Source organism: Thermosediminibacter litoriperuensis, from assembly GCF_008124715.1.
GTDB lineage: Bacteria > Bacillota > Thermosediminibacteria > Thermosediminibacterales > Thermosediminibacteraceae > Thermosediminibacter > Thermosediminibacter litoriperuensis.
In genome coordinates this window covers 1-14387 of record NZ_VNHO01000014.1, presented here as the reverse complement: position 1 = coordinate 14387, position 14387 = coordinate 1, and the positions used below count along the sequence as shown (strand labels likewise).

The window sequence follows — 14387 nt, the reverse complement described above, 5'->3', positions numbered from 1 at the left end:
GGTATTAAAAATTAAGAATATAAATCTTCAATCAAAAATCACCTCCCAAAAATAGCGATCGTGATTTGCGGATAATACCGGAACTAAAGCGACCTGCGGCTGCCAAAGCTCGTTTTATTTTTCTTCGTCATAATATTCTTGAGCCATTCTTCCACAATCCCGATGACATACTGCAATGCCGCCGCCAGTATAAATTGTACAGGGACGGCAAAACAGACGACTTATCTTTTACCCACCAGCACAGTAAAACGCAAAGGAGTGTTTATATGGAAAAGATATTACACCCCATCAATATTCGGGAATACCAACCCATAAGCCGGGAAGTTTTTAAAATTCTGCGCGAGGCTATTCTCGGCGGGAGCTTGCAGCCCGGCACCCGGCTGGTAGAACGAGAGATTGCCCGCCAGTTAGGTGTCAGCCGTACGCCCGTGCGTGAGGCTATTCACAAACTGGAACAGGAAGGATTGGTCCGGCATATTCCCCGCCGGGGTGTAGTAGTGGCGCAAATTTCGGAGCGTGAAGTCCATGAGGTATACATGATTCGCGCAGTTCTGGAGGGCCTGGCAGCGCGCCTCGCGGCGGAGAGAATCAGCCCCGGCAAGCTCAAACGCTTGAGCGAGCTTATGGAAGCCATGGAGAAGGCCTGTGAACGGAATGACGAGCAAACTCTGCAAACACTTCATTTAGAGTTTAATACGCTCATTTATGAAGCGGCTGAAAGCCCGCGGCTGCATCAGATGATTAACTACCTGGTGGACTACATCGCCGCTTTTACTAAACTCGGCTACAGTGTCCCCGGCCGCATGCGGGCAGCCACGCAGGAGCACAGGGCCCTGGCCGAGGCCCTGACCAAGGGCGACGGCAGGTTGGCGGAAGAAATTGCCCGGCGGCATATCGAAAACTCGCGGGAGGCTTATTTTATGAAGAAATATTTTTCATAAGTTCTTCAAATCGTTCATATATGGTGTACAGGACTTTATTGCGAGATCAGCTATTCCATACAGCATAGGGGGTGATATGCCTATGACCGCAGAAAAGTCCCTCCAGCTACGAGTGTGCGAGGCGGAAATCCAGGACGCTCGTAAAGGGATAGTTCGGATACCGGCAGAGGCCATGGCTGCCCTGGAGCTAAAACCCAATAATGTGGTATCGATAACGGGAAAGCGCACCACTGTTGCCAGGGTACTTCCTGGTTTTCCCGAGAGTTGCCCCGCCGGCTGTATTCAGATGGACGGGATTATAAGGCAAAACGCTGCCGCCGGTATCGGGGAAACAGTTGAGGTGAGCCCGGTCGAGTGTGAACGGGCTAAAGCGGTGGTCCTTTCACCTCTTTTGCCGGGATGGCAGGGTGCGGAGAAGGGGACAGAATTTCTCAAGAAAAATATCCTGGGGCGGGTTGTAATTGCAGGCGATCAGGTAACGATTTCCCAGTTCAGCGGCGGCGATGAGGCTTTCATAGTGGAAGGCACGGCCCCGCGGGGTGCAGTTGTTATTACGCGGGACACGATCGTGCGCTTCAAAGGCACGGATAACACCGGCAGCACCGGGGAGGGGGTAACCTACGAGGATATCGGCGGCCTGGCAAAAGAGGTTAAAAGAATTCGCGAGATTGTCGAGCTCCCGCTGAAGTATCCGCAGCTTTTCCGCCGGTTAGGTATCGAGGCTCCCAAGGGAATCCTCCTGTACGGCCCTCCCGGTACCGGCAAGACGCTGATCGCCCGCGCTATAGCTTCCGAGACGGAAGCCCACTTTTTGCTGGTCAATGGTCCGGAGATAATGCACAAGTACTACGGGGAGAGCGAAGCTCGCCTGCGGCAGGTATTTGAGGAAGCGAAAAGAAAGGCGCCCAGCATCATCTTTCTTGACGAGATCGATGCCATAGCTCCCCGGCGCACCGAAGTATACGGAGATGTGGAAAAGCGCGTGGTCGCCCAGCTTCTGGCACTGATGGACGGCCTGGAGGCGCGCGGCAATGTCATCGTGCTGGCGGCCACCAATGTTCCGGATTTGGTCGATCCGGCGCTGCGCCGTCCCGGCCGGTTTGACAGGGAGATCCTCATCGATGTGCCCGACCAGCGCGGCCGACAGGAGATCCTGGCGATTCATACCAGAGGCATGGCCCTGGCGGAGGATGTTTCGCTGGAGCGCCTGGCCGCTATCACCCACGGGTTTGTCGGCGCAGACCTGGCCGCCCTGTGCAGGGAGGCGGGCATGCACGCCCTGCAGCGGGTGCTGGAGCATTTACCGCCCGGTTTTCCTCCTCCTGCCGAACTGGACCTTAAAGTGACCATGCGGGACTTTATCAGTGCCCTGGACGAAGTGGAACCCTCGGCGACCCGGGAATTTGCCGTTGAACTTCCCGCCGCCGGCTGGGAAGATATAGGGGGTATGGCGGCAATTAAAGAGCGCCTGCAGGCGCTGGTCCAGTGGCCTTTGACCCATCCCGAGCTCTTCAAACTGTTCAGGTTGCGGCCGCCCAAAGGCATTCTTCTATACGGGCCCCCGGGTACCGGCAAGACTTTAATGGTGCGGGCACTGGCTGGAGAAAGCGGCGTAAACTTTATACCTGTAAACGGTTCCCTCCTTTTTTCCCGCTGGCGGGGTCAGGCGGAAAAAATCCTCCACGACGTTTTCCGCAAGGCTCGCCAGGCTTCACCGTGCCTATTATTTTTCGATGAACTGGACGCCCTTGTCCCGGTGCGCCGCGGCGGTGAGGAAACAGCCGGCCGCCTGGTATCTCAGTTTCTCCTGGAGTTCGATGCTCTCGAAGAAATGCGCGAGGTAGTAGTCATAGGAGCTACGAACCGGATTGATCTTATCGACCCCGCCCTGCTCCGGCCGGGCCGCTTCGACGAGGTACTGGAGTTTCCCTACCCCGATGAGGCTGACCGGCAGGCCATTTTCGGAATCCACCTGCGCGCCAGGCCGTTGGCTGCGGATGTGGACCTGGGGCTTTTGGCCCTGCAGTCGGAAGGCCTCACCGGCGCCGAAATCGAAGCAGTCTGCCGGCGGGCGGCTTTCATGGCGGCAGCAGAATTTGCAGCCCGGGGTGATGCGTCAAAAGGCGGCGGAGCCATCCGGAGACGGCACCTGGAACAGGCACTGGAGGAAGTGCGCCGGAAACGAGACTTGATCCCGGTAAAACGATAACCGGGAGGCCGGAGGTCTAAATATTAATAAAAATAATAAAAATATGGCATGCCGCAATATCATAATTATTTCAGTCATAAATTTGAAAATTGTGGCATAACTTTATTCTAGAAAAGACTGATTAAAAGCAATATTATACCGTCCGGCCATATCGTTGAGAACAACAGCTTTAATTTTATTGCGGGTAGTTGGTATACCGTATACCAGAGAGACACGCCCACGATCCCAGGGATGACCCCTTCATTTACGCGTGGGAGGGGCAAAAATCCCGGTACGCGTAAGGGACAGTCCCGAAAAGGAGCAGGCAGGCAAAAAAGGAGGTGAAAATTAAAGGAAAAAACTCCATATCAGGCAGCATAAATCCTGGAAGAGAGGAGGAACGCAAGTGTCTTCCAATGAGCTTTTTATTGAACCCAATTTAAAACAGATCACCGTCTGGTCCCGGGGCGTCATTATGAACAAGGACGCCCGTGACGTCGTGGTAGCCCTCACCGAGGCTGCATCAAAAGAAGGCAAGTACGTCCAGGCTTGGGAGAATTACGTGGACCTGCCCGACCGCATCAACGTGCCTGTGCGGGCGTACGCGCGCATCAGCAGTGATCCCATAGCCAGCAGGTACGTGTACGAAAATGAGGCCCCCGATATTGTGGTAGTACTCGAGGAAACGCTGGTAAAAGGCGTGCCGGTACTCAAGGGTATCAAACCCGGCAGCACCCTGGTTGTCAATACCAGGCGCAGCATCGACACCATCCTGAAGTTCCTGGGAGATACCGGAAACCTGGGGCAGATTGCAACAGTAGACGCCAGCAGCATGGCGGAAGCTGTAGTGACCCTTTCCGGTTCCGAGGGCGCCACCGATGCCACAGGCATAGGCGCCGGAATTGCCGCCCCCATTGCCGGAGCTGTAGCCCGGGTCACCGGCATCGTCGATGTAGAAAACCTAGCCCGGGTAGTAAAGAATCCGGCGGCGATGCGCCGCGGCTACGAAGAGGTTCAGGTGAGAAAGCTCGAGGTACGGCCTGTTGCAAAGGAAAGCCAAACGACGGCTAAAGAACTCCTCAGACAGATGCCTTTTGCCGGCACCGTTCCTTCGCCGCAGGAAGAAAACGAAGGCATGGTAACCGGTAACTGGCGCATGAAGCGGCCGATACTGAACACCGAAGCATGCACCCAGTGCTGGACCTGCTGGATCTACTGCCCGGACTCCTGCATTAAAAAAGGCGAAGACGGGCCGCTCTTTAACCTGAAATACTGCAAAGGCTGCGGCCTGTGTGCTACTGTTTGCCCGACAGGAGCAATAACCGAAGTGCCGGAGCTAGATTTCGAAGACTAGCGGTTCTGGGAGGTGAAAAATATGGGTAAAGTAAAGAATATTTCCGGTTGCGTAGCAGTGGCCAACGGTGTACGCCTGGCCGATGTGGACGTGATCTGCTCCTATCCAATCCGGCCGTATACGGGGATAATGTCCGAGCTGGCCCGCATGGTTGCCGATGGCGAACTCGACGCCGAGTTTGTGCACGGCGAAGGAGAGCACGCCCAGCTGAGCGTGGTATACGGAGCTTCCGCTGCCGGCGCGCGCGTCTTTACCGGCAGTTCGGGAGTAGGCGTAACCTACGCTTTTGAGGTTTACTCCCCCATTTCCGGCGAACGCCTGCCGGTTCAGATGGCGATTGCCGACCGCACGCTGGATCCGCCGGGGGATTTCGGCTCGGAGCATACCGATGCAGAATGCTGCCGGGATCAGGGATGGATTCAGGGTTGGGCTTCTACACCCCAGGAGGCCCTCGACAACACCCTCATCTTTTACCGGGTCGGCGAAGACCCCCGGGTGCTGCTGCCACAGTTCGCCTGTCTTGACGGTTACTTCGTAAGCCACATTCTTGGACCGGTAGACATACCGGAACCGGAGCAGGTTAAAGAATTTCTGCCGCCGTACAAGAACCACCATGTACTCGATCCCCGCAATCCGCAAATCATAGGTCCCCAGATCGAACCGGCAATGGGACCGCCGTTGCAGTATCAGCGGTATCAGGTTTTGAAAAACGTCTTTAAGGTTCTGGAAGAAGCCTGCGACGATTTCGCCCGGATCTTCGGCCGGCGTTACGATCCTTACATGGAAGAATACTGTACGGGAGACGCCGAAGTGGTCATCTTCGGGCAGGGAGCCCACATGGAGACGGCCAAGGCTGTAGTAAAGCGCCTGCGCAATTTAGGGGAGAAAGTAGGTGCCGTCCGCCTGCGCACATTCCGGCCCTTCCCGACCGAGCAGGTAAAAGAGCGCCTGTCCCGCTTCAAAGCCGTGGGTGTTCTCGACAACTCCACCAACTTCGGAATTTCCGGCGGTGGCGGCGTGCTCCTGTCCGAGGTGCGCACGGCCCTGTACGACTTTGGAGACAAAGTTAAGACCGTCGGCTTCGTTGCCGGTTTGGGCGGCGAAGTGGTTACCCACGACGAGTTTTACCGGATGTTCCAGAAGCTCCAGGAGATTGCAAAGACCGGTAAGGTAGAAAAAACGGCCTACTGGCTGCCCTTTGAGTTATAGAAGCTGCCTGGAAGGAGGGAAAAAAATGCTGGAACCTATTACTTCATTGCGTAAAGCACCGGAGGAAGAATATTACGTTCCCGGACACCGGACCTGCGCCGGTTGCGGGCCGGCTCTATGCTACCGGCTGGTGGCCAAAGCCGCCGGACCCAACACGATATTTGTAGGCCCTACCGGCTGCATGTATGTGGCCAATACGAGCTACGGGTGCGGTCCCTGGCGGGTGCCCTGGATCCACGCCCAGATTACCAACGGCGGAGCAGTAGCCTCTGGTATTGAGGCAGCTTATAAAGCGCTTATCCGCAAGAAGAAGACCGACGCCGAGTTCCCCAACATCATCGTCATGGCCGGCGACGGCGGCGCGGTCGACATCGGGCTTCAGGCGCTCTCCGGTATGCTCTACCGCGGCCACGACGTGCTCTTCATCTGTTACGACAACGAGTCTTACGCCAATACCGGCATCCAGACCTCACCCAGTACGCCTTACGGCGCGGCGACGACCTTCACCCCGCCCGGCCCGGTGGTTCCGGAAGGCAAGAAACTGTTCCCCAAGGACAATCCCAAGGTCGTCGCCCACGGACATCCCGAATTAAAGTATGTGGCCACTGCATCGATCGGCTGGCCCGTCGACCTTATGAATAAGGTGCGTAAAGGCCTGAATCAAAAAGGCCCGGCTTACCTGCATATCCATGCACCCTGTCCGAAAGGCTGGCAGTTCCCTGCCAGTAAGACCGTTGAGATGGCGAAACTGGCCGTTGAGACCGGCATGTTCCAGCTCTATGAATACGAAAACGGCGAATATAAACTCTCGGTTAAGATTGAAAAGCGCAGACCCGTCGGCGAATACATGCGCCTGCAGGGCCGGTTCAAGCATCTAAAGCCCGAACACATTGAAAAAATGCAGGCCTTCATCGATGCACGCTGTGCGGAGGTCGGCCTTACGGTTCCAGTGGTGGCTCCAACAACAAAATAACTGCCGAACCCGGCAGGCAGTAACTGCCTGCCGTTCTCTCCTCTGCCCCAGGTTTTATCAGCCTGGGGCAGGTGTCCTTGTCCACAACCAGGCAGTCCATTGAACTGGATGGCCATCTTAATTTTTCATAATATTTATAATTTTTATTAAATATCAATTAAGGGGGTGCCATTAATGACAACGGCAGCACCGCAGACCTCAGATCCAAAAGAGATCTACGGTCCGTTCATCGGGAACAAGTGGACGCAGCTTATCCTGGCAATGGTCGGTATGATCATGATTGCCAACCTGCAGTATGCATGGACGCTCTTTGTTCCCGAGCTGGAGAAGGGGTTCAATGCCTCCCGTGCGGCTGTGCAGCTGGCGTTTTCTCTTTTTATCGCCCTTGAGAGCTGGGGGCAACCCATAGCCGGTTACTTCATCGACCGCTACAGCCCCCGTTTGCTCCTCACCATCGCCGCGCTCATGGTAGGAATCGGCTGGACGGCGATGGGAATAGTTAAATCGCTGTCTGCCCTGTATGTGGCCTACAGCCTGGCGGGTATCGGAGCGGCTTTCATCTACAGCGGCGCCGTTGCCGCCGGGGTACGCTGGTTTGAGCCTGCACGGCGCGGTTTAGCCTCGGGTCTCGTATCGGCAGCCTTCGGTTCGGGAGCCGCCCTCTTTATACCGTTCATCGCCATAGCGCTCCGCAACCAGGGTTATGCATCGGCGTTCGTGACCACGGGGATTATTCAGGGCATCATAATCTTTGTCGCGGCCCAGCTGATGCGAGTGCCGCCGAAAAAGCCCGCCGGCGGCGCCAAAGCGGACACGGACAAGGAACAGCACCAGTTTACGACCCTGGAGATGTTCCGGACATTGCACTTCTGGCTCATCTATGTAATGTTCCTATTTATCGTTACCGGCGGTATGGTGGTAACCGCCCAGACCAAGCCTTTCGGGCAAGACGCCGGCATCCCCGCCGGGATTATCGTCCTAGCCGCCACCGTCAATACTGTTGCCAATGGAGCCGGACGTATCTTCTGGGGGTCTGTCTCCGATAAACTCGGCCGGTACCAGACCATGTTCCTGGCCTTTACCCTGAACGGCGTAGCCATGGCCCTGGTGCCGTTCCTGGGGCACAGCCCGGCCATGTTCGTCTTCCTTTTTGCGATGATAATGTTCACATGGGGCGAACTCTACGCCCTCTTCCCGGCGGTGAACGCTGACATCTTCGGCACCAAGTACGCAGCAACCAACTACGGTTTCATGTACAGCGCCAAGGGCGTGGGCGGCATTGTTGGCAGCTACGTGGCGGCTCTAATAGCCCAGATGAACGGCTGGTCCCCGGTGTTTTTCACCGGCGCAGCCATGTCCGTTCTAGCCGGGCTCGGCGCGCTCGTCCTGCTCCGCCTGCCCCGACCGGTACCCCCGAACACCGGAAAGATCAATACCGGCGCTTCCACCCCGGTGTAGTAGAATGTTGGCTTAAAATCATGGTAGTATAAACTTCTACCGTAGAAAAATTGATGAGAGATCCCATACAGCCGTATCCTTGCGCATCCAATTCCGGCAAGGATAAGGAGTGGGGATCTCTCATGCCATTGTTAGGGTACCCGGATTTATAAACCCATTATTTTATAGATTGCACCCATATCGAGGGACTGCCTTAAAATTCTGGCCCAGTTATTGAATTGTTCTTCTTTAAATTTCCAAAAGTCGATATTTCCTACGGCCGGTTTCAAACTTTTTCGTTCGTATAAAAAATTCATAAATCTTTTTGTAAACTCTCCGCTTTCAAAAATTCCGTGGACGTAAGTTCCTAGGACATTGCCGGTTTCATCCACAGCACCATCCGGCAGCTCCTCGCTTTCCCCTTTTCTTTTTATAAGGGAAAAGTTCTTTCCCGCTCCCATGTTTAACGTTTTCCCCATATGTATTTCATACCCTTCAAAGGGAGAATTTGATAGATATGCAGCAAGCCCTTTTTTATGTTCCAGCACATGCCCCGCGGCTTTTTTTGTAACTTTTTCTCTTGTAACTTCTGTTTCCACATCCAGCAGTCCAATGCCCTCAATTTCCCTTATATCCCCTTCGACGCCGTAAGGGTCTTTTATCGATTTTCCCAGCATTTGAAAGCCGCCGCAGATGCCTACTATTACCGTCCCCTTTTTTGCCAGTTCTTTTACCTCTTCATCCCATCCCCATTCTTTGACTTTAAGAAAGTCGCCTATGGTGTTTTTCGTACCGGGTATTATTACTGCATCCGCATCACCAATGACTTGACCCGGCCTTACATACTCGATAGATGCATTTTCGAAATTCGAAAGCGGAACGAAATCCGTAAAATTTGAAATATGCGGCAGTAGAAGAATTTTTATCACGACACTTTCACGAAACCCTTTTTTGAGTTTCAACCTGTACATCTCAAAACCCGGATCATCTTCCTCATCGATATAGGAATAATCGAAGGGGACAACTCCCAGAACAGGCCTTTTTATCAAATCTTCCAGCATTTTGATTCCCGGTTCGAGAAGCTTTATATCTCCCCGGAATTTATTTATAACAACACCTTTTACCCTTTCCCTTTCTTTTTCCTCAAGAAGCATTATGGTGCCGTAAAGGGAGGCAAAGACGCCGCCTCTATCTATGTCACCCACCAGAACTACCGGAGCGCCGGCTATCTCCGCCATGCCCATATTTACAAGGTCATTTTCCCTTAAATTGATTTCCGCCGGACTCCCGGCTCCTTCTATGACGATAACCTCATACTGGCTCTTCAATTCATCGTAAGCTTCTTTCACTACCTTTTTTAACTCGGCTTTGAACTCATGATAATCCATCGCCGATAAATTGCCGTAAACTCTGCCCCGGATGATAACCTGGCAGTTCTTATCGGAAGTAGGCTTAAGCAACACCGGATTCATGAGAACCGAGGGCTCTACTCCGCATGCTTCCGCCTGAGTGGCCTGCGCTCTGCCTATTTCCAGGCCTTCCCGAGTAATGTAAGAATTTAAAGCCATATTTTGGGCTTTAAACGGTGCTACCTTGAACCCATCCTCTTTTAAGATCCGGCAAAGCCCCGTTACTATTCTGCTTTTGCCGACGGATGAGCCGGTGCCCTGTATCATAATACACTTTGCTCCCACAGGTTCTCCTCTCCCATTTTAATTTTTTAAAAGAGGCTTTCTTTTTGATAAAGGCGAACCGCGCCTGACGATATCCCTTTCCGTGGAATGGAAATATTCTTTTTGCCACAAAACTATTGATAAATTCAAATTAAAAGAGTTATAATATTAGTAAGGTGCCGATGAGGCAAGTGTGGAAATTGTTGGAAGATATTATTTTGCCATAGTAGCTTTTTTCAGCTACTTTTTCTTTATCTTAATTTTTACTTCGATTTCAATTTTCAGTCCTAACGATAGAACGGCGTTTATAGCCCGTATCATATCCCCTCACCCCCTCCATTGACGGTGGGAATTTCCTTTCCACACCGCCACGCACCGGCATCCCAAAGTGAGGCTGTCAGGCTTTGAACCCTTCAGCCTCTCGACAAGGGAGGGGGTAATTTACCACTTGCCTTAACAAGTTAATTATATCAGATATTTACGGAGCCGGACAACAACGGCTTTTTTTATTTTCAGCTCACTTCATCGCCCGGCTTCCTCGGTATGCTAAATTCTGACATGGCCAGCTAGTCCAGGCTATTTTACCTCTTCAATATAATCCAACCAAAGGCGTACATTAGCAGGCATTATATGCTTAAAACTCCAGATGAATTTTTCAACATCATCTCTCTTTAAAGTTATTACATGCCCGTAGGAATTGGAGGGGGTAGTGTAACCAGCGGGACTGAACAGGAATATTTTATGCGGAAAGTGTGCGTAGTTATCGGGATTCAATACGACATTTGCACTTTTAACTTGTACAAAAGCCGGCTCTCCGGACGACCTGTGAATAAGCTGAAACTCATAAAAGGGTATATCATTTCGGCTTGATTGCATGCTTGGAATAAGCGAATACCCTTCATGTTGCAGAAAAAGGGCCACTACATCCCCTAAATCGGTGTCCGTAAGAAAACTGAAAATATCTCTTTTCCCATAAATTTCGCGTTTTGTATCGTAGATTTCTTGTCCTGCCAATTTATTATAAACAAAGCGTGAAAATAGATTTACCGCTTGGTCATTAATTCCCTGTACAGTACCCCTTGTACGAAAACTGTTGCTCACTCCACCGGGGACATTAGCGCCAACTTTGAATAATTTACACTTGCGCACATTTACAATATCAGCCTGCAAAAAAATAAGCTCATCCCGGTATTCCCAATCGTCTTCAATTCTTCCGAGGTAATAAATTCCCATTAAATCCCTTATCCACACCAGGTCACCCTCTTTCATCTGAAAAAGGAAGGGAGTTGCCGCTCGTACCCAGTCCGCATCTTTAGAATATATTGCTTTTGCCTTTTCCCAATAGTCTTCCTTGGAAGTTGGCCTGCTGTATATACGCCAGCCGATTCCAATAATCCCTTCATCAAGGCACAGTTTTACCGGGTCCACCTCTCTTTGAACATCGGGCTTGATATCGATCCGCCAAACATTTATAATTTTTGTTTCAGTAGTATACATAGTTCTTAACCTCCTTTAAAAAAGTAGCTTAGCCGGCAGGCAGCACATCGTCCCTGCCTGAAGGCTATAATTTACCCGGCAGCAAGCCGGGGTTGTCTTTTTTCTATTCTTTTATAATCTCCACCGCTCCGTTTTGTTCCATAATCTCCATGACCCGGGCGGCGTTTTTTTCCGGAACCTCCAGGCTGACCAGAATACCGTATTTAACTCTGTCCGAAAAAGCATCGGTATAAGGTTCTTTTTCCCCAAGGCCTTCCCGCTCGGTTTTTATATCGATGATTTCGTCGGGATCTTCTTCAAACTTACTCTCCGACTTTACCATATCGGTAATGATCATATCCTTTCTTCTAAAACCCATATTTTCTAAAGAGTCCACCAGGGCGCCCACCTGATCCTGCCTCGGGATTACTGCCGTTATTCTCATAAAAACACCTCCAAAAGTATTTTCCCGAAAAATTTTCAGGCTTATTCCGGCGTACAAGGTAGGACAATTTCTCCGCTGACAAAAAAATCTATCCCCGTGCGGGATAGATTTACCACCATCAAAGCTTTACGTTTGTAAAGTTGTAGTTATTGAAGACAATGCTTTGCGTTTTTAGCTTTTATTTATTTACTTTTTCAATAATAAGCTTAGATGCAATTTCTAATCTTTTATGATAATTTTTTTGAGTGTGCCCCTGTCCAGTTATAAAAGGTGAAACCACGCATGGTATCCCATTTAAAAAAATATATTCACCTTTTTCAACTACATCTTATACTCTAAATCAAAAAGCAGCTTAAGGGGTTGTCCGCCAAGAAGTATTATAAGGTCAGGTTTACAAAAATCTATTTCGCTTTTTAGGAGACTCTTACTTGCTTCTTTATTAAAGCCTTTTTTATTTTGCAAGTCCGACCAATATACCTTCGAAGCATCTGTTATGTAGCAAAATTCCAAATTTATTTTCCACTTTATTAGTTGGCTGTAGACTCTCTGCCATTTGTTATATTCAAAAACTTTGGGGTCAGCAAGGTGTTCGGTAAACCTGTCTTTCCTGTTTTTCACTGAATACCCCCCTCAGCAATTTTCAACTCTCATTTCGATGTATGACCATTTACCTTTTCAACACGTTCCTTTGACCTTTCTTGATATTACGTTATTTTTAGTGTATAATAATAGTGCATAAAAAGTGAATACGGGGGCGTTTGGTCTCGACGGGGGCAGCGGAGATAAGAGCTGCAGGCCGAGCTTTCCGACTCGTTAATCCGGAAGCACGTATAAGTGCCAACGAAGAATTAGCTCTTGCTGCTTAATTAAATTCGCAGCACGCTCTTTCCGGCATGCCCGGTTGCCGGAAAAGGGTGTCATAACTCCGGGCTCTTCTCCCGCTGTTTGCTTTGGCAGCCGGAGAGAACACTGACAAAGCTGGCCGGCGTTCAATCCTGCCCTCGGGAGTGAAGCCGGCGAGATCAAAACGAGGGATAAGCCTGTAGAGGCTTTTATCGATGCGCCTTCGGACAGGGGTTCGATTCCCCTCGCCTCCACCAAATGTAGCCACAATTATGTAAAGTTTGAAGAACACTGTGATGTGATCTTCATAAACAAGTACTTTTTCTACATATTGATGAATTTGAAAACCTCACGGGAGCTGAAAATGCTCCTGTGTTACATAACTGAGCAACCTATTTCTACTGCTATTGCCTGTTTCTCCTGCACTCTTTATCACTTTATTTAAATAAGGGTAAAATAAAAAAGATCAGATACTTATTATCTGATCTTCCCAGAAAACAATCTACTTCACTTCTACTTTAATCGAAAAATACTTGCTCTCATATTTGAAGTTGAACTTAAACAATACACAGAGCGCCAAGAAGAAAGTTGGAACAGCCATAATATACAATAACCACAGCATTTTTCTCACTCCATTGCATATAATTTATACAGATGGTATAATATAATTAACAAGGGGATACTTCGGGTATTTGGCTTGCCAAGTATTGTGGAGAGACACTAACTATGCTTCAAGTGTTTCTTTTTTTGTTCTTTTTTTATTTCTATTTCTATGTTGTGTAATTTGATACTTATGTGTATGCTATGTTTAGTAAAGCATATAACCGTCAAGACTGCTGTAATTGTAGCACCGACGATTACTGCCATCATTAGCTGTTTGTCCCACATGACATCACCTCCTTTCGGCGATTTTCCCCCGAAGTATCCCCATGTGCTTTTGGAGGTGATGTCCTACACTTGGCAAGTACTATTTCTGAATATATTATATCATTTTTCTGGTAATTTACAAAACACCCCTTCTTCGTCTCTTAAAAAAGCACCAATAAACCATTTTAAGGGAGTTCGCAAAGAAGATTAAATTTTTTAAAGCCAACACTCTTTTCTTTTGCTTTCCATAAAGATCTCTATTATTAGTGAAATAAAAAAAGAGCCCAATGGGCTCTATCAGACTGTCGACAAAGTAACTGTCGACAGTCTTTTTTTGCAAAAGTGTTTTTTGCAAGAGGAAATTCCCCATTTTTGCAAAGGTTTTTCCCCAGGCACCGGTGGGGAATTTTTATGTTAACTTAATTGCCTCATGAGTGATTGCCTCATCCGGTAGCTTTGACCATCAAAGATCAATAGGTAACTGTGGTGTATTAGCCGGTCAATCATTGCTGCTGTCATCTGCTCATCGTAGAAAATGCTCGCCCAGCGGCTGAATTCCAGGTTAGTGGTAATTACTACACTGCGACGTTCATAGCAGTCCGAAATCACCTGAAAAAGTAGCTGCGCCCCTTCGCGGTCCAAAGGAACATAGCCCCATTCGTCGCAGATCAGAAGATCTGGTTTGGAAAGCTGTTTCAGTAACCCGGAAAGTTCACCTCCCTTCCGGGCTTCCACCAGCCGGTTTACCAGCGCTGCAGTGCGGAAAAACTTTACGTTGTATCCTTTTTTACAGGCCTCCACTCCTATGGCGGTGGCAAGATGGGTTTTGCCGGTTCCCACGTTGCCGTAAAGGATCAGGTTTTTCTTTTCTTCGAGAAATTTGCAATCTTTTAGGTCCTGCGGTGTAAGCCCCTGCGGGAGTTTGATTTCATCGAATATGTAGCCGGCAAAGGTCTTTATCGTGTAAAAGCCCGCATTTTT

At 50.0% G+C, this 14387-nt stretch carries 11 protein-coding genes and 1 other RNA gene; 7 read left to right on the top strand and 5 right to left on the bottom strand.

What is annotated here, in order from left to right; all coding sequences use genetic code 11:
• Positions 1–266 precede the first annotated feature (266 nt).
• From LZ11_RS07225 to oxlT, 6 genes are all read left to right on the top strand, one after another.
• On the top strand, positions 267–941 hold the full coding sequence (locus LZ11_RS07225) for a GntR family transcriptional regulator (RefSeq protein WP_148867230.1): 675 nt from the start codon (positions 267–269) through the stop codon (positions 939–941).
• Between the two features lie 82 nt (positions 942–1023).
• On the top strand, positions 1024–3150 hold the full coding sequence (locus LZ11_RS07220) for a CDC48 family AAA ATPase (RefSeq protein WP_246110747.1): 2127 nt from the start codon (positions 1024–1026) through the stop codon (positions 3148–3150).
• A gap of 385 nt (positions 3151–3535) precedes the next feature.
• Positions 3536–4483 (top strand): oxalate oxidoreductase subunit delta, encoded by a 948-nt coding sequence (locus LZ11_RS07215; protein ID WP_148867228.1) that lies wholly within the window; start codon positions 3536–3538, stop codon positions 4481–4483.
• 21 nt (positions 4484–4504) lie between these two features.
• Positions 4505–5692, top strand: a complete 1188-nt coding sequence (locus tag LZ11_RS07210) for an oxalate oxidoreductase subunit alpha (RefSeq protein ID WP_148867227.1) — start codon at positions 4505–4507, stop codon at positions 5690–5692.
• 25 nt (positions 5693–5717) lie between these two features.
• Positions 5718–6665, top strand: coding sequence for an oxalate oxidoreductase subunit beta (locus LZ11_RS07205; RefSeq protein ID WP_148867275.1), 948 nt, complete (start codon positions 5718–5720; stop codon positions 6663–6665).
• A 174-nt stretch (positions 6666–6839) separates the two neighbouring features.
• A complete protein-coding gene (gene oxlT, locus LZ11_RS07200) occupies positions 6840–8123 on the top strand; it encodes an oxalate/formate MFS antiporter (RefSeq protein ID WP_148867226.1) in 1284 nt (427 codons plus the stop codon).
• 146 nt (positions 8124–8269) lie between these two features.
• Here oxlT and LZ11_RS07195 read toward each other — a convergent pair whose 3' ends face one another.
• The 4 genes from LZ11_RS07195 to LZ11_RS07180 form a co-directional block, all read right to left on the bottom strand.
• Positions 8270–9778, bottom strand: coding sequence for a cobyric acid synthase (locus LZ11_RS07195; RefSeq protein WP_187695062.1), 1509 nt, complete (start codon positions 9776–9778; stop codon positions 8270–8272).
• A 573-nt stretch (positions 9779–10351) separates the two neighbouring features.
• Complete coding sequence (locus LZ11_RS07190) at positions 10352–11272, bottom strand: hypothetical protein (RefSeq protein WP_148867224.1); 921 nt, start codon at positions 11270–11272, stop codon at positions 10352–10354.
• Positions 11273–11375: 103 nt separating this feature from the next.
• Entirely contained in the window at positions 11376–11696 is a 321-nt protein-coding gene (locus tag LZ11_RS07185; protein WP_148867223.1) for a hypothetical protein, read from the bottom strand.
• A 321-nt stretch (positions 11697–12017) separates the two neighbouring features.
• Positions 12018–12314, bottom strand: coding sequence for a uracil-DNA glycosylase family protein (locus LZ11_RS07180; RefSeq protein WP_148867222.1), 297 nt, complete (start codon positions 12312–12314; stop codon positions 12018–12020).
• Positions 12315–12446: 132 nt separating this feature from the next.
• On the opposite strand from LZ11_RS07180, the gene ssrA reads away from it, so the two are divergent.
• Positions 12447–12796, top strand: a transfer-messenger RNA (tmRNA) gene (ssrA, locus tag LZ11_RS07175).
• Between the two features lie 1024 nt (positions 12797–13820).
• Here ssrA and istB read toward each other — a convergent pair.
• On the bottom strand, positions 13821–14387 hold a 567-nt coding region (gene istB / locus LZ11_RS07165; protein ID WP_148867221.1), incomplete at its 5' end, for an IS21-like element helper ATPase IstB.

Bases quoted from the DNA above. Each gene is read 5' to 3' on its own strand.
- LZ11_RS07225 (WP_148867230.1), top strand. From the start codon at position 267: ATGGAAAAGATATTACACCCCATCAATATTCGGGAATACCAACCCATA.
- LZ11_RS07220 (WP_246110747.1), top strand. From the start codon at position 1,024: ATGACCGCAGAAAAGTCCCTCCAGCTACGAGTGTGCGAGGCGGAAATC.
- LZ11_RS07210 (WP_148867227.1), top strand. From the start codon at position 4,505: ATGGGTAAAGTAAAGAATATTTCCGGTTGCGTAGCAGTGGCCAACGGT.
- LZ11_RS07205 (WP_148867275.1), top strand. From the start codon at position 5,718: ATGCTGGAACCTATTACTTCATTGCGTAAAGCACCGGAGGAAGAATAT.
- oxlT (WP_148867226.1), top strand. From the start codon at position 6,840: ATGACAACGGCAGCACCGCAGACCTCAGATCCAAAAGAGATCTACGGT.
- LZ11_RS07195 (WP_187695062.1), bottom strand. From the start codon at position 9,778: ATGATACAGGGCACCGGCTCATCCGTCGGCAAAAGCAGAATAGTAACG.
- LZ11_RS07190 (WP_148867224.1), bottom strand. From the start codon at position 11,272: ATGTATACTACTGAAACAAAAATTATAAATGTTTGGCGGATCGATATC.
- LZ11_RS07185 (WP_148867223.1), bottom strand. From the start codon at position 11,696: ATGAGAATAACGGCAGTAATCCCGAGGCAGGATCAGGTGGGCGCCCTG.